The sequence below is a fragment of the Acidobacteriota bacterium genome (assembly GCA_040752675.1).
Classification (GTDB): domain Bacteria; phylum Acidobacteriota; class Polarisedimenticolia; order JBFMGF01; family JBFMGF01; genus JBFMGF01.
In genome coordinates this window covers 1-24,755 of the sequence record JBFMGF010000035.1, presented here as the reverse complement: position 1 = coordinate 24,755, position 24,755 = coordinate 1, and the positions used below count along the sequence as shown (strand labels likewise).

Sequence of the window (24,755 nt, the reverse complement as noted above, 5' to 3'; positions counted from 1 at the left end):
TCATTTTGAATCTATGGATTATCTGAACGAAAAAGAGCTAGGCAAGGATCGACGGTACATGAGGGGCAACCTCCTCGTCCGAAGGAGGAGAACGAGGAAGGGGATCCTGAAACTGATCCTTTTCTTCCTGTTTCTATCAATCGTCATCGCAGGACTGGCCTTTGGATTCAAGGAAGGGTATCTCTATTTCATCTCCTCTCCCGAGTACGACGTCATGAATATAAAGATCATGGGTTGCAACTATTCTTCATGCGACGAACTGAAATCCTCCATCGCCAGCATCCTGAGAACGAACATCTTCACCATCGATCTCGAACAGCTAAAGAAGAGACTCAAAGAAAATCCCTGGGTGGAAGATGCCGCCATCAAGAAGAACCTCCCATCGAAGATTGAGATCGAGATCAAAGAGAGAGAACCGGTCGCTCTTCTCCTCTGGAAGGAAGAGATCTATCTGATCGACCGGAATGCCGTTCCTATCGATTTCCTGAAGCCTGAATATTCCAAATTCGATTTCCCCATACTAATAGGAGCGGAGACGGATAACTTGGAAGAATCTGTCCTGCGGATCAAGAGAGGCATCGCCATGCTTGAAACGATCAGAGATGCGAGACCATCCATGATGGACATGGTCTCCGAGATCAACGTCTGCAAAGGACACTATTTCCAGGTCCGATTTACCGATGGTAGCCCTATCCTCTATCTGGACGAAGAAACCTTCGATGAGAACATAGACCATTACCTTTCCATCAAGGACGACATCGCCAGGCAGTTCGATAACGTAGAATACATTGATCTGAGATGGAAGAATCGTGTTGTTGTCAAACCGATTTCATTCATAAGGTGAGTGCCATGCCTAAAAACGAGAACTACATTATCGGAATCGACATCGGAACGACGAAGATCTGCTGTGTCATTGCCGAGATCAAGGAAAACTCCCTTCTCGAGGTCATAGGCGTGGGAACAGTCCCATCTCGCGGGATGCGAAAGGGGGTAGTCGTCAACCTCGATGAAACCATCAAGGCGATCAAGAATGCCGTTGAAGAGGCGGAACTCATGTCCGGATTTGCCGTCGAGAAAGCCTACGTTGGGATCGCAGGCTCGCACATAAAGAGCTTCAATAGCCGCGGCGTCGTAGCCATCTCCGGGAAGGACAAGATGGTAACCAAAGACGACATTAAGAGGGTTATCGAGCATGCCGAGACTGTTACCATCCCCCAGGAGAGAGAGATCATCCATGTTCTGCCCCAGGAATATATCGTTGATGACATGGGTGGGATCGAAGATCCTCTCAGCCTGAACGGCTCCCGTCTGGAGGTGAACGTCCACATCGTCACCGCCCTCATCTCTTCTATCCAGAACTTGATGTCCAGCGTCAACGGTGCCGGGATTGAGGTAATTGATATCATCCTTGAGCAATTTGCCGCGAGCGAAGCCATCCTGATCCCTGATGAGAAGGAGCTCGGCGTCGCCCTCATCGACATCGGAGGAGGAACGAGCAATCTCTCCATCTATGAGAAAGGAGCCGCATGGCACACAAGCGTTTTTCCACTTGGAGGCGACAATTTTACGAACGATATCGCCGTTGGGTTGCACACCTCTATTCCAGATGCCGAGAAGATTAAAAAGAAGTATGGATGCGCGCTGAGCACTCTGCTCGAAGAAGATCAGCCCCTGGAGGTTCCGGCCATAGGGAACAACAAACCTACGATGGTCTCCCAGCAGGTTCTCTGTGGGATCATCCAGCCCAGGGCAGAAGAGATCTTCCAGATCGTCCATGATGAGATCAAGAGGACCGGATTTGAAAATTACTTGAACGCCGGGGTTGTTCTGTCGGGCGGGGGCTGCATCATGCAGGGGATGACGGACGTCGCGGAGCAGGTCCTCGGCATGCCGGTGCGGCGTGGCGTTCCGATGAACATCGGGGGGCTTATCGACGTGGTCAACAGCCCGGCATACAGCACTGCTATCGGGCTTGTCCTCTATGGATGGAAGTTCGGAACCAAGAGGAGGACAGAACAACCATCGGTCATTACGAAAACGATAAAGAAATTACAGGAAGCGTTTCGGGGCATGTTTTAAAACAACCAAATTGTTATGAGGCGGAACATGATCACATTTGGAAACGATCAGCGAAAACCAAAGAAGTTGAATCTCGTGTTTGATGAGAGTCTTCACGGCGCCGTCATCAAGGTGATCGGTGTTGGGGGAGGAGGCTGCAACGCAGTCGAAAGGATGATCAATGCCAACGTCGGAGGCGTTGAATTCATCGCAGTGAACACGGACTGCCAGGCTCTCAACAACAACAAGGCCCCCGTCAAAGTTCAGATAGGTACGAATGTCACAAGAGGGAGAGGAAGTGGTTCCAATCCCGAAGTGGGTCGTCAGGCTGCAGAAGAGGATAGCAACAAGATCGCAGACTGCATCACAGGCACCGACATGGTTTTCGTGACCGCAGGACTTGGTGGCGGGACAGGGACTGGTGGAGCGCCCGTTATTGCCAAGATAGCCAGCGACATGGGGTCTCTCGTAGTGGCCGTCGTCACCAAACCTTTCTACTTCGAGGGAAAGAAGAGAAAGGAGCAAGCCGAAAAAGGGCTTATTGATCTCAAGAACAAAGTTGATACGGTCATCACCATCCCGAATGACAGACTCCTGCACACCGTCGATAAATCAACCCCGCTCCCTGTAGCCTTCCTGATGGCGGACGATATCCTGAGACAGGCAGTGCAGGGAATCTCTGACCTCATCACCATCCCCGGCGTCATAAACCACGACTTTGCTGACGTAAAGACGATCATGAAGGGGATGGGAATTGCTCTCATGGGAACGGGAGTGGCGAGCGGGGAAAACAGGGCAGTGGAGGCAGCACAGAGAGCCATTTCTTCTCCCCTCCTCGAAGACACATCGATCAAGGGAGCAAGAGGAGTACTCCTTAACATCACTGGTGGCGAAGACATGGCCCTATCCGAAGTGGAAGAGGCCGCCAAGATCATCCACGAATCGGTCGATCCCGATGCCAACATCATACTCGGGATGGTCATCAAGAAGGAGATGAAGGATGAGATCAAGCTGACTGTCATTGCGACCGGATTCAAGGATTCCATCTCCGTCCAGAAACAGTCCCAGCAGCAGCTTCTGGAGATCCCTATCACAGAGGGAACGCATCCCAGCGCCCCCTCCCATCACAGGAAGGGACATCATATCTTCTATCGTTTCGGAAGCGAGGGAGGTGGCGGTTTCTCCCCTAACATCGGCCGAACGATGGACGACCTTGAAGTCCCGACTTTTTTAAGGAAACACACAGATTGAGAGGTCCCACATGAATCCGAAGAACAAGATACTAATAGTTGACGACGAAAAGGACAACGTGAACTGCCTTGCCAGATGGTTCGAGAGGGAGGGACTCGACATAATTTCAGCTTACGACGGCCAGCATGCGCTCGATATGGTCGAGAAGCATCATCCGGACCTGATCATCCTGGACATCATTATGCCCGGGCTGGACGGCCTGGAAGTGGCCAGAAGGTTGAAGGCAGACAGCATGTTCTGGTCCATCCCGATCATCATGCTCACGGCAAAGCATGAAATGAAGAACAAAGTCGAAGGATTCCGGATCGGAGTGGACGACTATGTGACGAAGCCCTTCGATTTCGAAGAGGTCGATGCCAGAATCAAGGCGATGCTTCGGAAGAGGGAACTCTACCTGGAACTCGAGAAGAAGAAGCTTCAACTCGATCAGACGAATCTCAAGCTAAAGGAAATGGCAATCACGGATGATAAGACCTCCCTTTTCAACCACAGGTATTTCCTGAACAAGCTCAAGGAGGAATTCAAGAGGACGAAAAGATACGGAACGTCCCTATCCATCATCATGCTCGATCTCGATGATTTCAAGGAAATCAACGACATTCACGGCCATCAGAGGGGCGATAGGATACTGCGGGAGGTTGGTCGGATTATCCAATCCAATGCCCGTGAAACAGACTTCGTGGCTCGCTATGGAGGAGAAGAGTTCGCAGTCATACTTCCAAATAGCGACGCCCAGATGGCGAAGCAGGTAGCTGAGAGAATCCGGAAAGCCGTCTCGGTACACGTCTTCAAAGAAGAGAAGAGCTCGCTGGCGATGACGATAAGCGCCGGCATCGCTACCTTCCCGGACAATGCGATGATCAAAAATGCCGATGAGCTCATCCATTCTGCGGATGCGGCGCTTTACATGGCAAAGAAAAAAGGGAAGAACAGAACTGAAATCGATGGAGGGTCAATTTTCAGGGAAGCCCCGGAACGGGGAGCCAAGGAGGCAAGAAAAGACAAACGAGTCTAAAAAATTGGGGGAGGGAAGGTTCGGTCCTGCCCTACCGTTAAACCTTCCAAGTAAATCTCCTCAAGTGATGTTTTCACCTTATCGGCTACCTTGCTTTAAAGGTTGCAGCTTTTCCCGATTAGGCCGATCTTCCCTTCCCCTTCCTTACATAGAAATTATACAAAGCCAGCGGTGAGCTGCAACCTTGCATCTATTCTATTCTTCTCCAGCCGGAGATGATCTCTCTCATGACTTCCACGACCCTATCGGCCGCTCTCCGGAAGAAAAGATTGGCCTTCTCTTTGTCGAAGAGGGGCATCCCTTCCCCTTTCTTGTAAAGGATTATGCTCGACGGGAAAGGCTGCGCCACGACACCATTCCTTAAAAGCATCCCCTTTATTTTCTTAAGCCTCTTCTTATGAACGAGCCCTTCGTCGATGGCCAGGACCGCTGCCGTTTCGTCCAGCCCGGCATGACCTCCTACCTCGCCATAGATATCCTCCGCGATATCTTCACATAGGAGCCACCATGAAATCGCCGCAGAGAAGATTTTCCTCTCATCCCAGAGCTTCCTGACAAGGGTTCTCAACTCATCTTTCTGTCCCCCGTGACCGTTCATGATGAAGATCTTCCTGAACCCTCCATCCACAAGTCCCGTACATACTTCAAATACGTAGTTCGCAAACGATCCTGGCGAAACGGTCATAGAGCCCGGATAAGGGAGGAGAGATCTGGTGATGCCGTAATTGACCGTCGGAGCGATGAGCATATTCATCCTGCCGGCTATGATCTCCGAAAGCTTCTCCGGGATAATGACGTCGGTTCCGAGAGGGATGATTCCGTGCGCTTCGATCGTGCCTACGGGAAGAATGACAGAATCGATCTTTTTTGGGACTATCTCTCTGAATTCCATCCAGTTCAATTCAATAATCTTTCTTCTCATTCTGATACCCCCACCTTGAAAGAAGATTTTTCTATATAGCACATATTCTTCTCTCCCGTAAACAAGAAAATTTGGTGAATTGAAAAATAATTTGACCTTATAATATACTTTGAATATTTTAATAGGAACCTATGAGAAAATCCTCAATCATCGTTGCGCTATCCCTGGCATCTGGATTGCTTTTTGCTCTTCCAAGCTTAAATGACTCTCTTCGATTCATCTCCTTCATAGCTATCATCCCATGGATCATTTTGTACGATCGGTATGAGAAGGCATCCATTTTTGCCATCCTCATCGGGGTCTTTCTCTTCTCGAACATTGCTTACAGGACAGGTTTCATTTACAGAATGTACATCCCTCCGTTCATCTCTCTCTTCTATATCCCCTATTTCATCGTCTTCCCGATTATCCTCAAGAGAGTGAGAAAACTAAATATTCCTCTATGCCTTTCCATTCCTGTTGTTTGGGTTTTTTTCGAGTGGTTCCGGGTTCATTTCTCTATAGGGAAGTTCGTCTTCTTCCTTCTCGGCTATAACTTTGCTCCGGATATCCGGTTCATTCAGATCGCCGACATCGGCGGAGTTTATATTGTCTCCTTCCTTGTTGCTGCAATCAATGGTTTTTTAGCCGAACTCATTATAGAAGGAATGAAAAGTAGAGAAAGGAGAATCCTTAAGCAGGAACCTGCAGGAGCAGCGGCACTCGATAGGCTTTTTCCATGGAAGAAGACCATTTTATCGGCTCTTGCCCTCGTTGTTCTTTTCTCTGCCGCATTGATCTATGGGTTCTTCAGAATAAGAGATAAAAACTGGGAAGAAGGGCCGCGCATCGCCCTCCTGCAGCCCAACATTATTCATTTCATCGACAACAGCACGGAAGTGTATCTGAACCAGATGCTCGCTACTGAAAAGGGAGTGATGGAAGACGAGGTGGACCTCATCGTCTGGCCGGAATACTCAATCAAGGGAGAAGTCTACAAGGACCCAACGATTCACAATGATTTGAGATGGCTGTCCTCAAGAAAGAATGTACAGATCCTTTTAGGAGGATACGGTCAGGCCCAAAAGACGAAGTGGAAGAAGACAAACTCTGCCTTCTTGATTTCCAGAGAGGGAGAAGTTCTCAGCAGCTATTCGAAAGTTTTACTCTTCACATGGGGGGAATATATACCTCTGGATGGAGTACTGGGAAAGATCTCTAGACATGCCCAGGTTTCTGTGAGAAGAATAGCACGTAGAGCAACAGGCGTGGAGCCGTTCATTGAGCCAGGCGATGAAATATCTACGATGAAGCTGCTATACCGTGGGAGGGAGTGCAGATTCTCCACAGTGATATGCCACGAGACAATCTTTCCCGGAATCACGAGAGAGGCAAAGAGAAATGGAGCCGATTTCATCATTAACATTACGAGTGAGGGATTGACCAGGGAATACTTCCAACGGCAGATTCTACACATCTCGATAATGAGAGCCGTCGAAAACAAGATCTCCATTCTGAGGGATGGCAACACCGGTATCACGGCTTTCATCAATCCCTACGGCGAGGTGCAATCAGTCCTGGGAAAGAGCGGTGAATATGGCAAAGTCCAGGGAATTCTCAAGGATGTCGTCCACATCAAGCGTAGCAGAACCTTCTACTCGACCTCTGGAGATCTTTTTGCTTACGCCTGTATAGCCACACTCATCGTCTTCCTCCTTCTCTCCATTAAGAAATCCTCTGTCCCCTCAGAGCGCTCTTCAAAAAGATGGCTTGTTATCCTGCTGTTCGTCATCCCGGCCGTTCTTCTGATTAGCTGTCCACCGCTTGTCTGCTGCCAGAAAGGAATCCAGAGAGATAACGATTTCGTCTCACATATCGAGAAGGCTCAGGAATATCTAAATGCCGGCGATCCCAACAATGCCTTCAAGGAGTTCGTCAAAGTGACCAGGATGAACCCCGATGCCAGCAAGGCTTACCCTTTCATTGCCCAGACGTTCAGCACGTTCGAACTCAATGAGGTCGGCGAAGAGTTCTTTCGCAAACTTAAGTCCAGAGGCGCGGATAACCCCGAGCTTCATTTCTACCATGGGTTTTTCCAGGAAGCTCTGGCAGATTACGGAGAAGCCGAGAAGAGCTACAGGCGGGCCATAGAGCAAAAGAACGATTACATGGTGGCCTACATGAAGATGTCCGACATGTTCATCAACCAGGGAAATGCGAAAAAGGCTCTGGCGATCCTTCAGGAATATGTATCCCGCTTTGGCGAGAACGAACTTGTGTTGAAATTCCTTGCCCGGGCAGAATTGCTAAACCGGAATTTTGCCAGAGGTCAGGAGATCGCCGTGAAGTTGCTTGACATAAATCAGTCCAACGCAGAATACCATCTTCTTCTCGGCCTTGCGGCGTTCTATCAGAGAAATTACTCGGAAGCGGAAAGAAGGTTCAAAGAGGCGGAAAGCCTGGCTCCGGATAACTCTACCATAACGCTTTATCTCGGAAGAGTCTACCTCAGGACGGGGAATTTCAGCGAGCTTGAGAAGCAGATCGAGAAGGCCGGCCTGCTCGCAAGAAAAGTCAAGAGGTGACCGTGATTCCTTTTCTCATCTCCAGAATTGAATTACACACGTCACGATCATGGAAAGCTTTTTCTGTAAGGACAGGATTGTTCCGAGTATCCCATCGTCTGCCATCTGTCGTCATATTTCTTCCTTTACATCTCTGCGGCACATGATATCAGCAAGCTCTTCCGAACTTGAAGATTGATTTATGGCGACTTGGACGTATAATCAAAGAAAACAAGGCATCAGATGACCTCTGGCTGGAGCTAAATCATGAATGACAATAAGCAATCAGAAAGTTCTGGTTTTTTGATCACTTTTGTTATTTTAATCTCTATCTTAACGATTCTATGCCTTCCCTCTATTATCTCTGCTGCAACTGTAAGTGGCAGATTGACGAACCAGTCCGGGAACTCGATTTCAAGCCAGTCCGTCGGATTGAGCAGGCTTGACTACATTGGAACAGGGAAACCGGATGACAGGATCCCTGTTGAATACATGGACGATACTGACAGCAACGGCTATTATTCAATAAGCGTTCCCGATGGCACTCCCGGGCTGGACAGGGTGATCGTATTCTCAAGAAGCCTTCTCCATTACAACGAGCTCTACGATAACATCGAAACGTCGCGATGGTCGCCTACGTACTCCGACGCCCAGAGGGCTGATATCACGATAATAGATGCAAGAATGAACCCATCCGGGATCGATTTCCAGCTCGACTCCAATAAGCAGACATTCATGGTCCTGATGCGAGACGGCGTGACGCATCTGGCAACCGATCTCAGCAGACCGGTGAGGAACGGCTCCTGGCCAGTCGTCCTCGTGAGAACTCCATATAATAAGGATAGCGATGGAAGTGGAAACAATGCCCGAAGCCTCTTTCTTCCAGATGACTACGCCATCGTCGTTCAGGACGTGAGGGGGCGGTACGCTTCTGAGGGTGAATACAAGCCCTTTGAAGACGATGGCTGGGGTGAGAATCAGGATGGATATGACACAATCGAGTGGATCGCAGTTCAACCCTGGTGCTGGAATGGGAAGATAGGGATGTTTGGCGGATCCGCCCGGGGCATTACAGGTTACTGCGCCGCCGGCGCCGCGCCACCAAGTCTTGATTGCGTCTGGGCCACCGTCGGGGCACCCGACCCTTACCAGCACATGACTTTCCAGGGCGGTTCCTACAGAAAAGAACTCGTCGACAACTGGCTCGATGCTCAGGGAGCCTCTTACATGAAGGATGTCTACAAAGAACATCCAAATTACGACGACTACTGGAAGCAGCGAAACCTCTTTGAGATCACCGGTAATGTCCGTGTTCCGATCTTCCACCAGGGAGGCTGGTACGACATCTTCGATCAGGGTTCGATCGATGGGTTCGTGAAGCTCCAGGAAGGAGCCGGACGAGGAGGCCGCTGGAACCAGAGGCTCATCATGCATCCAAACACGCATGGCACCATGGGGACCAATCTTGCCGGTCAGCTAATCTATCCAATGACCGCTTACGACCATCAGGTCAACGAGATGCAGCATGGGTTCTTCGACTTCTGGCTCAAGGACATTGACACCGGGATCATGGATGAACCGCCGGCCAGGAACTATCTCATGGGCGAAGCTGGGCTCTATTCATCGGCTCCTGGAAACATATGGCGCACTACCGCCTCATGGCCGCTTGCATCGACTCCGACGAAATATTACCTGCGGCGGAATGCAAATCTCTCTATTACGCCGCCAACCAAGACGGAAGGCTCCGACTCCTTCACCTATGATCCACTCGATCCGGTGCCGACAGAAGGGGGCGCTAATCTCTATGAAGAGGCTGGACCGTACGATCAGAGAGTCATCGAGAGCCGGGCCGACATGCTCTCCTACACGACGGACGCTCTCACGGCACCGCTGGAAGTCAGCGGGAACATCAAGGCTCATATCTTCATCGAGACGGATGTTCCTGATACAGATCTCAACGTATGGCTGACAGATGTATATAATGATGGAAGTTCCATGCTTGTCCTGGACGGGGTTCTTCGAGCCAGGCACTACCAGACGTTCGAGGGGGAAAACCTTCTCACGCCTGGCAACGTTTATGAGCTGGTCGTCGACCTCTGGTCAACGAGCCTCGTCTTCGATGCTGGTCACAGGATCCGAGTGAACATCTCCTCTTCAAACGATCCCCGCTTCGATCCGAATCCCAACACTGGAGAACCTTTCAGAAAGCATACCTACACTCAACCTGCCAATACGAAGATCTACCATTCTCAGACCTATGCTTCCTACATAGAGTTGCCCGTTGTCACGGGAAATCCATCGGGATGCAAGGCAACGACGGAAGTTACGAACCTCACGGCCACAAAGACTCCGGAAGAATACCTTCAGCTTTCATGGGACCCTGTATCTGACGGTTGCTTCAGTGAATACAGGATCTATGGAGCCGACAGGCCGGATTCCTGGGTTTGGTTTGTTCGAAACCCGGAAGCGAGAACCACCGAGACGCAAGTTGTTCTGCAGGATACGCCGTTCAGCTATTTTCTCATCGTGGCAGGCGGTACGGACGGAAGCAATGGTCCCATCGGCCACTTCGATAAATAAGGCGTCATGGAGATCTTGCCTGCATCGCAATCATCACCAATACAAAACATGTCAGGCATGAGGTCTTTTCCTTATTACTGCAGCAAAAGCTATGAGAAGGATGATGGGATAGGAAAGATAGAGAATGATATCTCCATATCTCGAGTAGAAGGTGTCCAGATTTGTCGTTGCAATGAGACCGGAGACAATCGCCTTCGTGAAAAGCTCCGTTGTTTGATACATCCTGCCGGCCGGGTCGCAAAAACCGGAGATTCCGGTATTACCGCATCTCACAACTGAGATGCGGTTCTCAACTGCTCTCATACGTAGTATCCTGGCATGCCAGCGGGGAAAGAGGGTATCGCCGAACCATGCATCGTTAGTTATGCATGCAAGGAAGTTCGCCCCACCCTTTCGCATCTTTCTTGCAAGTTCCGGATAAAGCCCCTCGTAGCAGATGAGGGTTCCGAATTTCACTTTCTCTTTTCCTTCAGACTGCCCTTTCTGCTGCTCCGGTTGCATGAATTGCGGCTTCCTCTTCTCGAATTCAAAGACGGTTAGCTTCTCTCCCGGAGTAAAGCCCCCAAGTTGAGACAGAAATCCCTTCCTCCCCAGCCTCTTCACTCCGAGAAGTTCTTTGAACGGAATCCCCTCCACGAAGGGGACGAGATACACTTTCCCGTAGAAGTCCAGGATCCTTCCCCCTGAATCCATCAGCAGTGCCGCATTGTAGATGTCATAATCTTCCTTTGTCCTGATCCTGGCATATTCCGCTCCCACGAGCATTGGTGTGTAAGAGTACTGGGCTAACGCCGAGATCTCGGGCAGGGACGGTGCAGGGGATCTCTTGATCCAGTGCTGCACCGTGAAAGGAAACGACGTCTCTGGCCAGATGAGGATGTCGGGCTTCTGCCTGACGGCCTGGGAGACGATGGATTGTATGGTCTCCATGTTCTCCGATGCAAACTCTCTATTCAGTTTTTTTTCCAGCGGGATATTCGGCTGGATCAGGGAGACTTTTAGATCATGCTCGAACTTCAGAGACTTCCATAAATGCAAGCTGTAAACCGATGGCAGCAGGATGACAAGCAGGACGATAACCGAATAGACGAAGAATCTCTTGCTTGCCTGGAAGGAATGGACTGCTTCGAAGATCAGGGCGTTGCTCAGGATCAGCCAGAATGTGAGTCCGTAGGGACCTGTGAGATCGATGAACTGGATAAGATAGGGATAGATGGCCATGGAATTGGAAAGATGGTCGACAGTTAATTTAAAGGGACCGAACGTCCTCACATGTTCCAGGATGATCCAGAGGAAGGGGGCGAACAGGAAAAAGCGAATGCCCCATCTTCTATGGAACTGATAGGAAATCAGGACGAATAATGTCATGAAGATTGAAAAATAGACGACGACAGCCAGGTAGATCAAGATTGTAAAATAAGATATCCTTATCAGGGCATAGAACCAGTACGCGCTGATCAGGTAAAGGGGAACGCCAAACCAGAGTCCCCCTTTCATGGCATCCCTCCAGTCATCCAGCCGCTTTATGAAGAAAAATAACGGGATGAGGAAGAGAAAATTCGTTACCAGCAGATGGTATGGTATCAGTGAAGCCGCCAGAAGGATCGCGGATAGGAGCGGGAGATAATACCTCTTCTGCAAGAAAAAGGAGCTATTTCTTCTGAAGGATGCTTCTTTCCTTCTAGATTTCATTCGAATTTCTTTATGAGAAGGCTTGCGTTATGGCCGCCGAATCCATAGGAATTGCTGAGTGCCACTCTCACTTCCTTATCGGCCGCCCTGTTGGGCAGATAGTTCAGGTCACACTCCGGATCGGGTGTCTCGTAGTTGATGGTCGGAGGAATCTTCCCATGCTTGATAGTCAAAGCCGTGGATGCGGCCTCGATGGCTCCAGAGGCTGCTATGGCATGCCCCGTCATAGATTTCGTGGAAGTGACAATCAGGTCGTGAGCCTTTTTACCAAAAACCTCTTTGATGGCTAATGTCTCGATCTTGTCGTTGAGGACCGTGGATGTACCGTGAGCATTGATGTAATCAATGTCGTCGATGGAGACTCCGTTCCTGCCGATGAGATTCTTCATCAACCTTATGATCTGAGATGCGTTCGGCTCCAGCATCATCATGCTATAAGCATCGCAGTTAGTCTCGTATCCTATGATCTCCGCATAGATACCGGTACCTCTCGCGAGGGCGTTCTCCAGCCTCTCGAGTACAAGGATGGAGGCTCCCTCACTCAGAACGAACCCGTCCCGGTTCTTATCGAAGGGACGGCTGGCGTGTTCCGGATCATCGTTCCTTGTGGACATCGTGCTCAGGAGGTCAAAACCCATCAACCCGTAGCCATCGTTATCACTTAATGCGGCCTCTGCTCCTCCAGCGAGAGCATAATCTGCCTCGCCAGCTTTAATCAATTTGTAAGCATCGCCGATGGCCATTGTGCCTGCAGCGCAGGCAGTGGAGATCGCTTTGCATTCTGCCTTTGCCTGGTACTTCATGGCGACCTGTGCTGCAGGTGCATTCGGGATCAGCATCGGCAGAGAATACCTTTTGACCCCCTTCCTGCTGGCATTCATTTTCCACTGTCCATGACTGATCTCTGTCGTGGTTAACCCTCCGATCCCGGAGCCTACGACAACAGCCAGCCTTTCCGGATCAATCCCTTCGATCCTGTTGAAACTCTTCTTGGCGTCGTAAAGCATTGGTCGCAATCCGGCATCCAGAAGAGCCATATAAGCTGCTGCAAGCGCAAACGCGGAGACTTTATCGATGATGCTGATTTCCTTGTCCAGAATGCTGAAATCGATCGGGTTGAAATTGGTAACCGGTGCTCCGATATGGGTGTAAAAGACATTCCCGTTCATCCAGGGGTAATCAAGCTTTTTCCCGCCGGACTTTCCGGCAAGCGAGTTCATCCAGAATTCATCTTTTCCAATCCCTATCGAAGAGATGATCCCCAGCCCCGTTATGACGACTCGAATTGACATACCCCCCCTGGCTAAAAGCTTGTCCGCTCTTATTTATACAGCCTTATCGATTTTTTTCAATATCTTTTCAAAAAAGGGCAATTTTATAGCACAAAATGATTCGTTTAAAAAGATTTTCTCTCAGGAAGTTGCTCTTTGTATTAAGATAAGTACTGGATAGTTTGAACGCGACAGCTTCAGGAACTTTGAGAGAGGCATGGAAGATGTTCCGGAAAGAGATAGAGATCAAGTTGAAGATCGACGATGCCGAAAGAGCCATGGAAGAAATCGAGAAAATGGGCGGTATCCGGGAAAAAGACCTTTTCTTTGAAGATAATCTCCTTTTCGATTACCGTGATCTTTCTTTGCAAGAGAAAGGTATCGTTTTGCGGATCAGGGAGTATGCCGGGGAATGCACGCTAACCATGAAGAAGAAGGAGAAGCGAGATGAAGGATCAGCCTACAAGATACGTTCCGAGATCGAAACAAGAGTAAGCGATTCTCAAACGCTAATAGCCATTCTGAAATCTCTGAATCTTAAGGCCGTTTACAGATACCAGAAATACAGGGCGGAATACTTATGGGGTAACCTGCATGTTTCGATCGACAGGACACCCATCGGCGACTTCATCGAGCTGGAAGGAAGCGAAGAAGAGATCGACTCCGCAGCGCGTTCTCTCGGATTCTCCAAAGCGGACTACATCAACGTCAGCTATCGTACATTTCATCTAGCGTATCTGAGAGAGAGAGGACTCCCCGCGTCCGACTTGCTCTTTCCGGAAGGAACCAGGAAATGAAGGGAATGATCCTGGCAGCGGGATTAGGGGAAAGGATGCGTCCCCTGACGTTCATGAGGGCAAAATCTTCCCTGCCCCTCTTCAACAGACCGTTCATTGTCCATGCGGCAGAGTATTTGAAGCGATTCGGTATCAATGAGGTCGCCGTGAATCTCCATCATAGACCCGATTCCATCCGTTCCATCCTGAAGGATGGATCTGATCTGAACATCAGTATCAGTTATTCTCATGAAGAGAGGATTCTCGGAACGGCAGGAGGAGTCAGGAAGATCGAGAAATTCTTCGATGGAAAGAGATTCATCCTTCTCAACAGTGATTTCATCTCCGATGTCAACCTGGAGAAAGCCATTGAGCATCATGAAAGCTACGGTGCCCTTGCCACGCTAGTCGTGATGAGATCGACGACCGACGGGTATTCCAGGCTCCTCATCGATGAAGAGTGGAATGTCCGTGCGATTGCCGAAGGGAAGGGAGATCACATCTTCTGCGGGATCCACATCCTGGAGCCGGAGATCCTCGATCGGATACCCGAAGGGGAAAGGCTGGACATCATCAGAGATACTTACAGAGATGCCATGGAGAAGCGGCTTCCCATTAAAGCCTTTGAACACCAGGGATTCTGGTTCGAATTCGGGGATCTGAGCAAATATCTTCAGGGTCACATTCAACTGGCCGGGACGAGACTGGAGTTCATCCAAAAGATCTTGAACGTGCCGGAAACGGGACAGTTTCAGTATTCCGGGGGATCTTGTCTTCTCTTCTCCACTGAAGATGTAATGATCGACGAAGAAGTACGACTGTCGGGAATGGTAGTCGGAGATCGGGGATGCCGCGTGGAAAGGGAAGCATCCATCAGTAACTCTATACTCCACCGGCACTCCGTGATAAGGAGGGGAGCCTCTCTGTCGAAATGCATCGTCGGTGAAGGGGTCATCATTCCTGATGGGATGAAACTGCATGGTGTCGCCATCTCCACGGTTCCAGCCGACTGTATTCATGTTATTATTCCGGAGGATATTCACAGGAAAGGCGACCTTTTGATAAAGCAATTCCTTTCGTGACAACCGGAGAGGCAGGTATCAATAATGGTAGAAGAGTTCGTCAGGAAAAGATATGGGAAGGAGGCGAGCATCATCCAGCTTGCCGGGGATGCCTCCGAGAGGAAATTCTACAGGATATCGATCCATGGCCGATCATTCGTCCTGATGCAGTGCGCATCCAACTTCGAGGATGAGAAACATCCCTACATCGATATCTGGCGTTTCCTGAAGAGACATGGTTTTCGGATCCCGGAGATCCTCGAGGTTCACGCGGAAACCGGGGTGATTGTGCTCAGCGATCTCGGAGACACGCTTCTCCAAAACCTGATGCTCAACCTCATAGAAGAGAAAAGAGTCAACATGGTTAAGGCTCTGTGCCGCAAGGCTATCGATATTATCGTCGATCTTCAGCTCAAGGGGACGGAAGCTCTCGATGAGACCTGCATCGCCTCCAAATACGCTCTCGACAGGGACCGTTTCATCTTTGAGCTGAACTTTTTCTACGAACATTACGTCCTGGGGCTCCTCGATCTAAGGTTGACAGAAGTGGAAGAGGGGGGGCTCCGGTCCTGGTTCAACGGTCTTGCCGGAGATGTTTCCGGATTCGGGAGTGTCCTCTGCCACAGGGATTTCCACTCGAGGAATCTCATCGTCGTCGATGCCGAGCTTTACATGACGGATTTCCAGGATGCCAGGCTCGGCCCTTACACATATGATCTTGCCTCATTCCTGAGGGATTCCTATGTCTCATATGAAGAAGATGTCATCAATGAGATGCTCGACTATTACATTGACACGATACGGGAAAGGATGGTTTCGCATCAATCCATCCTTACGGCGAAAAGAGAATCCCGCTTCCAGCAATTCCTTTCAGGTCCTGATAGTGAGAAGAGAAATAGTTTCAGAAGAGAGTTCGACCTCACCTGCATACAGCGAAATATCAAAGCACTTGGCACGTTTGCCTTTCAATCGCGGGTCAGGAAGAACCATTATTATCTAAGGTACGTTCCTGCCACGTTGAACTATATCAGGAAGAACCTTGATAAGCTCTCCATCACAATGCCTCCCCGGAACCTTATCTTGCTTGCTTCACCTATCGGCATTCCGGATGAAAAGGCATGACGGAGGCGGTTACTCTAATTTCTGAATGACGGCTTCAATCGAATACTCTCCATCGCTGTGAATACGGGGATCAGTGATTGTATGCCCCTCACTGCATTCCCTGACATAGACGATCCTGAAATTCTTCAACGATCGCTCGATCAGTGGAACGAGGCCGATTGTGTCGGGAGGCTCGTCCCTGTATGGCAGGAAAAAATGTTTGTGGGAAGGGTTCCATCGCGAAGGGAGAGTATTCCTCTTTTCGTAAAGCTCTCTATGGGGCATGTAGAGAAGCAGATAGCCTCCCGGTTTTAATACCCTCCACCAGTTCTTCAGCGCCACGGAGGGATCTTCCATATGTTCAAGCAGGTGCGAGGAGTAGACAAAATCAAAGCTGGAGTCTTTCACCTTTCTGAGAAACTGTGCGTCGCCATGCTCAAAATCCCACCCGCGACAGTTCGGCGCCAGAAGGTCACCCCCATAACCGATGTCAAGCCCCTGCCCTTTACAGTACTCTTCAAAGAAATTCTCCCGGATCCTTCTTGCCCGGGCCTTCGAGGTCTCCAATCGGGCCGGCTTTCTTCCAAAGATCCGGAAACGGATGGTCAAGACAAGGCATCGAAGCTTTCTTAACAGGTTCATGCCACAATTCGGAATGACCGATTTCGCGAATTCTTTCATATGATTCCAGATATCAGACAGAATCATATTTTAGTCTGAATCCCGAGTTTTAATTGAAGATTTTTCGGAGGAAAGATCCGACTGCGTTGGGAGAGAACCACGACCTTCTTTGCCCAGGCTGCGATCTCGTCGAAAATTGTATAGATGTATGGGAGGATAAGGAGCGTCAGCAATGTCGAAGCCGCCAATCCTCCCATGACCGTTCTTGCCATTGGATAGTAATAGGCATCTCCCACAGAGGAAGATCCCAAGGACATCGGAAGGATGCCAAGGATTGTTGTCAGGGCGGTCATCAGGATCGGTCTCAATCGTTCTCTTCCGGCCACAACGATTGCTTCATCTCTTGGAAAACCATCCCGTCTCAATTGATTGACTTTATCGATGAGGACGATCCCATTGTTGACGACGATCCCCATCAGGATCAGCAACCCGATCTGCGCCATGATGTTGAAAGGTGTCTGCGTGGCGAGCAGAAGCCAGGAGATACCCGGCAAGGCAAAGGGGATCGAGAAGACGATGGAAAATGGATGGGAGAGCGATTCGAAGAGAGAGGCCATGACTATGTAGATCAGAGCAAGAGCGAGAAGAAGATTGACGATCATTTGCCTGGTCTGTTCCTGCTCCTGCCTCATCCGCTCCCCGAAGGACCATGAATACCCGGGCGGGAAATCCATGGAATCAAAGATTCTCTTCAATTCTGCCTGAGCCTTCTTGAAGTTCTTCCCTTCATAGGTGGCGCTTACCGTGACAGTCGTCTTCTTGTCCTCCCGCACGATTCGCTCCGCTCTCGGGACGATACTGAATTCCGCAAGGTCTCCCAGCGGAACGCCGCGCCTTTCTGTTCCCACGACCACCAGCTTCTTGAGATCTTCGATGTCTTCCCTGTCGGATTTATCCAGTGAAATGTAGACGTCAACTTCCCTGTCGCCTGCATTGAACTTCCTGAGTTTCTGGCCTCCCATCGTGAAATAAAAGATCCTCGAGAGCTCCTCCGGCGAGAGGCCATACTTCGCGGCAAGTTCCTTGTTGAGGGAAACCTTGACCTCGTTCTTGCCTGACAGAATGGAGCTTCTGACATCTTCCAACCCTTCAAGCTGCGACATTCTTCTGATCGCCTCATCTGCCATAGTGGAAAGGAATTCCGTTCTCTCGCCGTATAGGTTGACGCTAACCCTCTGGACCGGACTCTCCCGATCGTCCTCCTCGCCCCAGAAGCCGATCTTTGCTCCAGGCAGGACGGGATGCTCTTCCCGAATCTTTTTTCGCAACTTCTGGATGTCGTCGTCTGTCAGATCGCTCCTGTCGAAGGTGATGATGCTCTGGGCATCGTTGTCGGAAAACATGCTGTACACGGTCTTGATGTGGAACTCCTTCGCATTCTTGAAAAGGTAGTCCTCCATTCTGTTGACGTAGTCCTCAGCCTGTGACTTGTAGAAATAGTCGAAAAACTCATAACGAATGCCGAGCCTGTTGTACTTAATCCCTCCAGAGAAGGGCTTGGCGCTCACCCACCCCATGGCAAATGGGAGGACGCCAAGGACCAGAGTGCCGATGATAACGAGGAACATGGCTATGCGGTGCCTCATCGTCCAGGAGATGGCACTCACGTATCTATCCTGGAGGAAGCTTATGAATTTTGACTCTTTCCCGGTCTTTCTCATCAGGATCCTTGAAGCCATCAGGGGGATGAGAGTCAGAGAGACGAAGAGTGAACAGATGAGGGTAATCGATATCGAGATCCCGACCTCCTTGAGCCAGACGGAGAGCTCATCCCTTCCTCCGATTATGAGCGGAAGGAAGACAATCAGGGTTGTCATTGTGGCGCAGGCCACGGCCATTCCAACTTCCTTAGTTCCCATGATGGAGGATGAGATCGGGTCACCGGTCTTCTGGTATCTCCTGTAAATCGATTCCAGGACGACTATGGCGTTGTCCACCAACATTCCCACTCCAAGCATTAACCCCATCATGGAAAGGATGTTGAAATTTTTCCCCATGATGAAGAGGACTACGGAAGCCGTCACGAGGGAAAGAGGTATAGCCAGAGAAACGATAAAGGTCGCATCCCAACGTCTCAGGAAAAAGTAGAGAACGAATACTGCAAGGATACCGCCTACGAGCCCGGCATTCCGCAGGCCGTTGACGCTGTTTATGATCTCTGCCGCCTGATCGTTCCATATGAAGAGTTCGATCCCTTTCAGCAGCGGGTCTCTTCCTATGTCACTATTTATTGCATCCAGTACGTTCCTTGCGACCTCCACTGTATTGGCGGAAGATTCCTTGAAGACCTCGAGAGCCACTGCGCCCTGCCTGTTTAGATGCCGCCCGAAAGTCAGAGCCGGTTCCTCGTAGGTGATGGTCGCAATATCCTTGAGCCGTAACCCCCTGTCGTTGACCTTAAAATCTTCGATGAGCTCGATGGTCTCGAAGTTCCCGAGGACACGAACGTTGAAGTGAAATCCATCTTCGGAGATCTTACCGAGACTCATCTGGGTGTTGGCTCCCTGAAGTCTTCGGACGAGCCCTCCGACATCGATGCCATGCTCCTTTATCTTATCGAGGATGAGATAGATGTTGATCTCTCTCGCCTGGACGCCGTTCAGCTCAACCTTGGCAACGCCCGGGATCCTCCGGATCTTATTCGCGATCCTCTTGTCCAGGAGGTCGTAGTTCTTGGAGAGGTCCACTCCCGTAGCTGAAATTCTCGCCTGTACGACCGGGATGTCCGTCGTGTTGAAATTGAAGACGTAAATATGCTCGACGTCATCGGGCATTTCTCTCTTGGCGATGTCCAGCTTCTCATCGACCTGCATACGTACCATGTCGAGCTTCTTGCCCCAGTCGAAGGTGATCTGAAACTGAGCGGAATCAGCGTCGGCCGTCGCCCTTATTTTCTTAAGCCCGCTTATGGTGGAGAGCATCTCCTCGGCAGGCTTCACGATGTTCTTCTCGATGTATGTTGGGCTCGAATTCGGGTATGGGATCCAGACCCACATCTCTGGCCAGTCAAGAGTTGGCAGGAAGGCCAGAGGTATCCTGTATATGGCGATCGCTCCCAGGATGAGAAGAGAGATATACACCATGAAGGTCGCCACCGGCTTCTTCACCGATATTTTCGCAATCCTCATATTATGATCTCTTTTAAATTATCAAATCTACTGAGAAGAGGAGGTGGATTCTGCCGTCCTGCCCTTAAGATTCTCTCGCATCCTTTCTGCCTCTGGGACTATAAGGACTCCTTTGCGGTCAACGATGGCATAGGCGCAGGGGATCACGATAAGGGTCAGGAATGTCGCCACACTCAGTCCCCCTATGACGGTGATCGCCATGGGAGCCTTGACCTCCGACCCTTCACCAAAGCCTAGAGCCATTGGAGCAAGCCCGAGAACTGTCGTCGCCGTTGTCATCAGAATCGGCCGGAGGCGGATACTTCCCGCTTCCACAATGGCCGCAAATTTATCCCGACCCGCTTTCCGCAGTTGACCGATGCAATCGATGAAGACGATGGCATTGTTCACGACGATCCCTGCCAGCATGACGATCCCGATCATGACGACGATGTTGATGATGCTCCCTGTGAGAAGGAGTGCGATAGCAACCCCTACCAATCCCAGAGGGACCGTGAACATGATGATGAAAGGTTTGAGGAGAGATTCAAATTGCGCCGCCATGACGAAATAGACCAGAAATATGGCGAGTGCGAAGGCGAAGAGAAGGGACCGATAGGAACGCCTCATCTCCTGATTCTCCCCCGAGATCTGAGCCGTCATGTTCATTGGAAGAGGATAATCTTTAAGAAGATTTTCGATCTTCCCGGAAACTGATCCAAGGTCGATTCCAGAAAGGTTGGCGGTCACGACTGCCGCCCTCTTCTGCCCGATCCTTCTTATTTCGCTGGGACCGGTCTCCATACGGACATCCGCCACGGAGCTTAGCCTGATCGGTATCTCTCCGACATTGGCCACGATCAGATTTTTCACTCCATCGATGGTTGTCTCTGAGAGCGGGTGTGTGTAGATCCTGATGTCCACTTCCCTCTCTCCTCTGTTCAGCTTCGTTGCCACATCCCCTTTGATCTTCTGCCGGATGACGTTAGAGAGGGTCATCAGATCAAGATTCCATTTGGAAAGCTTATCACGATCAAAAACGATCTGGAGCTCGGGATTCCCCTTCTGAAGGGACGATCTGACATCGACTACACCCGGAATCCGGGCGATCCTTACGGCCAGGACACGGGAGACTGTGGCCACCTCATCGATTTCGTTTCCATATATTTCGACTTCGACAGGAGTCTTGAAGGAGAAGGTTGTCGGTCTCCCGAATTTATAGTCTACTCGTTTGTACTCTCCCAGGATCTTCCTGATTGCAGCGATGGTCCTGGTCTCTTCTCCCCGGTCTCCCCTGTTCTTCATCGTGATGTTGAGCTGCGCGATGTTTTCTCCCTGCCCCGTCTCCGTCTCTGTTGTCAGCTGAAAGGCACCGATGGAGCCGAAACATGACTCGACTCCATCTACTTCTATGACCTTTTCCTCGATAATATTTGCTATTCTGTTCGTCACGTCGAGAGGAGTTCCCTGAGGGAGTTCGAGTCTGAAGTAGAACTCTCCCTGGGAGAGGGATGGAACGAGTTCGACCCCGAGTTTGCTCATGGCAACCAGAGAGAGCACGAAGATAACAAGAGCCACGAAGATGACCGCATATCTGTGTTGCAGAGAGAATGTCAGGAATCTTGGATAAAAGGCAGCGAGCCAGGAGTAAGCCTTATCAAAAAGAAAGATCAATGGACGGAGCGGGAGGAGGAGGAACCAGTAAAGCCCTTTCACAGCTTTGGATGTCAACCTCAAGAGGAGGCTGGGAAGCGTGACAAAAACAAAGGATGTCAATTCTTCAGTTTCCGCAGGATTCATCCTGATGCTCCAAGAGGAGAACATCGGAATCAGCGTGATGGCGACGATGAGCGAAGCCAGCAGGGAGAACGACACAGTGAGGGCTTGATCCTTGAAGAGCTGAGCAGCTATCCCCTGAACGAAGATGATTGGGATAAAGACAGCCACGGTCGTCAGCGTCGAAGCGGATACAGCCATGGCGACCTCGGCCGTTCCGATGTGGGATGCTTCCTCGGCGGGCTTTCCGAGATTCCTGTGCCGGAAAATCGACTCCAGAACGACGATGGAGTTATCCACCAGCATTCCGACACCAAGCGCCAGCCCTCCGAGAGACATGATGTTCATCGTTACTCCCATCTGATACATTATGAAAAAGGTAGCAATTATGGAAATGGGGATGGAGACCCCGATGATGCTTGTGCTCTTGAGGTCCTTCAGGAATAAGAAGATGATGAAGATGGCGATCAATCCTCCAAGGATGGCATTGCCGATAATCTCGTTGATCGACTGCCTGATGAAGAATGACTGATCAAAGACCGTGGAGAGGGAAACGCCTTCTGGAAGGGTCTTTTTCAAATTCGTCAAAGCGGCTTCCACTCTGCGTACGACCTGGACCGTATTGGCATCCCCTTCCTTGTACAGGGCTAGCTCAACGGCTTCTTTCCCGCCGAAATGAGTTATTACTTCCCTCTCCTTGTGGCCCCGTTCGACCATTGCGATGTCTTTCAGGAAGACCTTCCGATTATCCTTCTCCACCATGATTGTGTTCTCAATGTCCGGGATATCCTCAAACTCGTTGAAGGCTCTAACCAGATAACGCGCTTCATCTTCGTAGAGGCTTCCCCCGGCCAGATTGACGTTGTTCCTGGCCAGATTCTGCCTGACCTCTTCGAGCGTCATCCCTATGGATGCCAGCCTTCCCTCGTCGATGACGACCTGAATTTCCTCTTCCAGTCCACCGTTCACCTTGATTGCTGCAAGTCCTTCCAGCGATTCCAGGTCTTTTTTCAGCCCTTCTTCCGCAATGTACCGGAGCCTGATCAGATCCGCACTCCCCGAAAGCGCAAGCCTCATCACAGGATCCGACTCCGGATCAAATCTGAGGATCATAGGGTCATCGGCATCATCCGGAAGGGTGATGAGATCGAGCTTCTCCCTTACTTCCATCTGGGCAAAATCCATGTTCTGTCCCCAGGCGAATTCGAGAACTACCTGGGAGAGGCCGGCCTTGGAGCGGGAGACAATCCTCTGAATTCCAGAAATCACTCCCACCGCTTCTTCTATAGGCTTCGTTACGAGGTTCTCGACTTCGACAGGAGCCGCACCTCTGTATTTCGTCTCAATGGTGAGCGCAGGATAGGAGATGGTGGGGAAGAGATTGATGGGCAACCGGTAGGCGGATACCATCCCGAAGATGATGAGCGCAATGGCGCACATGCTGACAGTTACCGGTCTCCTGATGGAAAAATTGATGATCTTCATTTCATGCTTCCAGCTATAGTGATGTAGAGATCAACCCTGAACGATCTTGATCTTTGTGCCATCTTTGAGGCCGCCCTGCCCGACTGAGATTACCTTCTGAGCGCGGTTCAGCCCGGAAAGGACTTCAACATTCCCGTTGTCTTCGAAACCAAGCTTTACCTTCATTCTTCTTGCCTGCTCGCCATCCACGACAAAGACAAAATCTTCCTGAAGGTTTTTGATGACAGCCCTCTTTGGGATGAGCATAGCCTCGGAATGGACTTCCCTTACAATGTTGATGTTTACGAAGCTTCCCGGTTTTATCAATTCGGGAAGATTCCTTGCATAGATCGTGATCTTGACCGTCCCGGTCTGCGGGTCAACGACCGGGCTGATCCTCTCAATTGAGCCGGTATATCTCCTGGTCCCGTCCCATGGAACGAAAATCTGAACGTCCTGCCCGACTCTAAGTGAAAGGGCATCTTTTTCTGGGAGATAGATGTTGGCAACAAGCGGATTGAAATTAGTTATTGTAAAGAGCCGATCTGTCTGGCGAATGTTCTGTCCGATTTTTATGAACCTGGCCGTAACTTTTCCGGTGAAGGGGGCCACGATCTTCGTCTTGCTCAGATTGTACTCTGCCTCCTCAAGTTCCGACATTGCAAGGTCGTGCTTGTATCTGACACTGTCAAAGGCTTCAGGGCTCAGCAGGTTCTGACTGTGAAGTTCTCTGGAGCGCGCACAGTTCGTCTCTTCATTGTCAGCCTTCACCCTGGCCTTCTTAAGAATGATCAGTCTTTCGCTGTCATCCAGTTTTGCCAGGAGTTCACCTTTTTTAACGTAGTCCCCTTCTTCTTTGTAGATCTCCATGACTCGTCCATCCACTTCCGCGAGGATGGTTGTTTCGTTCTCCGCCTCGATATTGGTAGTCGAGCTGATGTAAGAGGAGATGTCCTTGATCATGATCTCGGAGACTTCGACAGGAATTCCCCCGTTTTCTTCCTTCCCATCGGGCTTTCTCCTGGCTTCCTTGCTTACTGGTTCGGCCTTGCCTGATGCAGGTTTTTCCCCTCGTGTTTCCTTCTTCGGTAACGCGTCCCCCTGAGCTTGACTTTCCGACTCGACGTTATCGGTCCCTGTCGAGGCATCGACTTTGCCCACCCTTGATTTACAGGAATAAAGCAAGACGAGCAGGATCAGGACAGGAAATAAAGAAAAGAGCAATGATCGCACAATCCTCTTCTTTACAACATGATGAGTCATCGTAAATTCCTCTCTTTGTTTTACATAGATAACGATAAAACACTAAAAATGTTTCAAAATTCTTGTATAATAAAAACACCTGTCATGCGAGAGCTTAAACTGCACAAGAGCATCGGCTTCAAGATCATCCTCTCCGTCGCCATTGTGGCCGTGATCGTTAACGGTTCCTTCGGCTACATCAAGCTGACCATCCA

Annotated in this window: 16 protein-coding genes; 9 read left to right on the top strand and 7 right to left on the bottom strand. The window is 50.2% G+C overall.

All coding sequences use genetic code 11. The annotated features are described in order from the left end of the window. The first annotated feature begins 13 nt into the window (after nucleotides 1–13). The 4 genes from AB1756_03675 to AB1756_03660 are packed head-to-tail and all read left to right on the top strand — an operon-like array spanning nucleotide 14 to nucleotide 4,324. Nucleotides 14–844 carry an FtsQ-type POTRA domain-containing protein gene (locus AB1756_03675; GenBank protein ID MEW5806437.1) on the top strand — a complete coding sequence of 277 codons (831 nt, stop codon included), beginning with the start codon at nucleotides 14–16 and terminating at the stop codon, nucleotides 842–844. A gap of 5 nt (nucleotides 845–849) precedes the next feature. After that, on the top strand, nucleotides 850–2,079 hold the full coding sequence (ftsA, locus tag AB1756_03670; protein MEW5806436.1) for a cell division protein FtsA: 1,230 nt from the start codon (nucleotides 850–852) through the stop codon (nucleotides 2,077–2,079). 27 nt (nucleotides 2,080–2,106) lie between these two features. Further along, the gene (gene ftsZ, locus AB1756_03665) at nucleotides 2,107–3,309 is read left to right on the top strand and encodes a cell division protein FtsZ (GenBank protein ID MEW5806435.1); all 1,203 of its coding nucleotides are present in this window, start codon (nucleotides 2,107–2,109) and stop codon (nucleotides 3,307–3,309) included. 10 nt (nucleotides 3,310–3,319) lie between these two features. After that, complete coding sequence (locus AB1756_03660) at nucleotides 3,320–4,324, top strand: diguanylate cyclase (protein ID MEW5806434.1); 1,005 nt, start codon at nucleotides 3,320–3,322, stop codon at nucleotides 4,322–4,324. A 190-nt stretch (nucleotides 4,325–4,514) separates the two neighbouring features. Here AB1756_03660 and AB1756_03655 read toward each other — a convergent pair whose 3' ends face one another. Next, entirely contained in the window at nucleotides 4,515–5,246 is a 732-nt protein-coding gene (locus AB1756_03655; protein MEW5806433.1) for a creatininase family protein, read from the bottom strand. A 131-nt stretch (nucleotides 5,247–5,377) separates the two neighbouring features. On the opposite strand from AB1756_03655, the gene lnt (AB1756_03650) reads away from it, so the two are divergent. Both lnt (AB1756_03650) and AB1756_03645 read left to right on the top strand, forming a co-directional pair. Next, nucleotides 5,378–7,810 (top strand): apolipoprotein N-acyltransferase, encoded by a 2,433-nt coding sequence (gene lnt, locus AB1756_03650; protein MEW5806432.1) that lies wholly within the window; start codon nucleotides 5,378–5,380, stop codon nucleotides 7,808–7,810. A 366-nt stretch (nucleotides 7,811–8,176) separates the two neighbouring features. Continuing rightward, nucleotides 8,177–10,369, top strand: a complete 2,193-nt coding sequence (locus AB1756_03645) for a CocE/NonD family hydrolase (protein ID MEW5806431.1) — start codon at nucleotides 8,177–8,179, stop codon at nucleotides 10,367–10,369. Nucleotides 10,370–10,420: 51 nt separating this feature from the next. Here the strand turns inward: AB1756_03645 and lnt (AB1756_03640) are convergent, their stop codons facing one another. Beyond that, on the bottom strand, nucleotides 10,421–12,061 hold the full coding sequence (gene lnt / locus AB1756_03640; protein MEW5806430.1) for an apolipoprotein N-acyltransferase: 1,641 nt from the start codon (nucleotides 12,059–12,061) through the stop codon (nucleotides 10,421–10,423). Continuing rightward, entirely contained in the window at nucleotides 12,058–13,353 is a 1,296-nt protein-coding gene (locus AB1756_03635) for a beta-ketoacyl-[acyl-carrier-protein] synthase family protein (GenBank protein ID MEW5806429.1), read from the bottom strand. The genes lnt (AB1756_03640) and AB1756_03635 overlap by 4 nt, the downstream gene beginning before the upstream one ends. A gap of 203 nt (nucleotides 13,354–13,556) precedes the next feature. Between AB1756_03635 and cyaB the strand changes: the two genes are divergently transcribed. Genes cyaB through AB1756_03620 form a run of 3 tightly spaced genes read left to right on the top strand, consistent with a single transcriptional unit; the run spans nucleotide 13,557 to nucleotide 16,291 of the window. After that, nucleotides 13,557–14,129, top strand: a complete 573-nt coding sequence (gene cyaB / locus AB1756_03630; GenBank protein MEW5806428.1) for a class IV adenylate cyclase — start codon at nucleotides 13,557–13,559, stop codon at nucleotides 14,127–14,129. Next, nucleotides 14,126–15,190, top strand: a complete 1,065-nt coding sequence (locus AB1756_03625) for an NDP-sugar synthase (protein MEW5806427.1) — start codon at nucleotides 14,126–14,128, stop codon at nucleotides 15,188–15,190. The genes cyaB and AB1756_03625 overlap by 4 nt, the downstream gene beginning before the upstream one ends. A gap of 24 nt (nucleotides 15,191–15,214) precedes the next feature. Continuing rightward, a complete protein-coding gene (locus AB1756_03620; protein MEW5806426.1) occupies nucleotides 15,215–16,291 on the top strand; it encodes a phosphotransferase in 1,077 nt (358 codons plus the stop codon). A 9-nt stretch (nucleotides 16,292–16,300) separates the two neighbouring features. Here the strand turns inward: AB1756_03620 and AB1756_03615 are convergent, their stop codons facing one another. Genes AB1756_03615 through AB1756_03600 form a run of 4 tightly spaced genes read right to left on the bottom strand, consistent with a single transcriptional unit; the run spans nucleotide 16,301 to nucleotide 24,561 of the window. Continuing rightward, complete coding sequence (locus AB1756_03615) at nucleotides 16,301–16,951, bottom strand: methyltransferase domain-containing protein (protein ID MEW5806425.1); 651 nt, start codon at nucleotides 16,949–16,951, stop codon at nucleotides 16,301–16,303. 23 nt (nucleotides 16,952–16,974) lie between these two features. Beyond that, nucleotides 16,975–20,079, bottom strand: coding sequence for an efflux RND transporter permease subunit (locus AB1756_03610; GenBank protein ID MEW5806424.1), 3,105 nt, complete (start codon nucleotides 20,077–20,079; stop codon nucleotides 16,975–16,977). Between the two features lie 27 nt (nucleotides 20,080–20,106). After that, complete coding sequence (locus AB1756_03605) at nucleotides 20,107–23,319, bottom strand: efflux RND transporter permease subunit (GenBank protein ID MEW5806423.1); 3,213 nt, start codon at nucleotides 23,317–23,319, stop codon at nucleotides 20,107–20,109. A gap of 30 nt (nucleotides 23,320–23,349) precedes the next feature. Next, on the bottom strand, nucleotides 23,350–24,561 hold the full coding sequence (locus AB1756_03600; protein ID MEW5806422.1) for an efflux RND transporter periplasmic adaptor subunit: 1,212 nt from the start codon (nucleotides 24,559–24,561) through the stop codon (nucleotides 23,350–23,352). Nucleotides 24,562–24,755: the final 194 nt, after the last annotated feature.

What these genes read in the sequence shown, in the direction of transcription:
- AB1756_03675 (MEW5806437.1), top strand. Translation starts at nt 14, where the DNA reads ATGGATTATCTGAACGAAAAAGAGCTAGGCAAGGATCGACGGTACATG.
- ftsA (MEW5806436.1), top strand. Translation starts at nt 850, where the DNA reads ATGCCTAAAAACGAGAACTACATTATCGGAATCGACATCGGAACGACG.
- ftsZ (MEW5806435.1), top strand. Translation starts at nt 2,107, where the DNA reads ATGATCACATTTGGAAACGATCAGCGAAAACCAAAGAAGTTGAATCTC.
- AB1756_03660 (MEW5806434.1), top strand. Translation starts at nt 3,320, where the DNA reads ATGAATCCGAAGAACAAGATACTAATAGTTGACGACGAAAAGGACAAC.
- AB1756_03655 (MEW5806433.1), bottom strand. Translation starts at nt 5,246, where the DNA reads ATGAGAAGAAAGATTATTGAATTGAACTGGATGGAATTCAGAGAGATA.
- lnt (MEW5806432.1), top strand. Translation starts at nt 5,378, where the DNA reads ATGAGAAAATCCTCAATCATCGTTGCGCTATCCCTGGCATCTGGATTG.
- lnt (MEW5806430.1), bottom strand. Translation starts at nt 12,061, where the DNA reads ATGAAATCTAGAAGGAAAGAAGCATCCTTCAGAAGAAATAGCTCCTTT.
- AB1756_03635 (MEW5806429.1), bottom strand. Translation starts at nt 13,353, where the DNA reads ATGTCAATTCGAGTCGTCATAACGGGGCTGGGGATCATCTCTTCGATA.
- cyaB (MEW5806428.1), top strand. Translation starts at nt 13,557, where the DNA reads ATGTTCCGGAAAGAGATAGAGATCAAGTTGAAGATCGACGATGCCGAA.
- AB1756_03625 (MEW5806427.1), top strand. Translation starts at nt 14,126, where the DNA reads ATGAAGGGAATGATCCTGGCAGCGGGATTAGGGGAAAGGATGCGTCCC.
- AB1756_03620 (MEW5806426.1), top strand. Translation starts at nt 15,215, where the DNA reads ATGGTAGAAGAGTTCGTCAGGAAAAGATATGGGAAGGAGGCGAGCATC.
- AB1756_03615 (MEW5806425.1), bottom strand. Translation starts at nt 16,951, where the DNA reads ATGAAAGAATTCGCGAAATCGGTCATTCCGAATTGTGGCATGAACCTG.
- AB1756_03610 (MEW5806424.1), bottom strand. Translation starts at nt 20,079, where the DNA reads ATGAGGATTGCGAAAATATCGGTGAAGAAGCCGGTGGCGACCTTCATG.
- AB1756_03605 (MEW5806423.1), bottom strand. Translation starts at nt 23,319, where the DNA reads ATGAAGATCATCAATTTTTCCATCAGGAGACCGGTAACTGTCAGCATG.
- AB1756_03600 (MEW5806422.1), bottom strand. Translation starts at nt 24,561, where the DNA reads ATGACTCATCATGTTGTAAAGAAGAGGATTGTGCGATCATTGCTCTTT.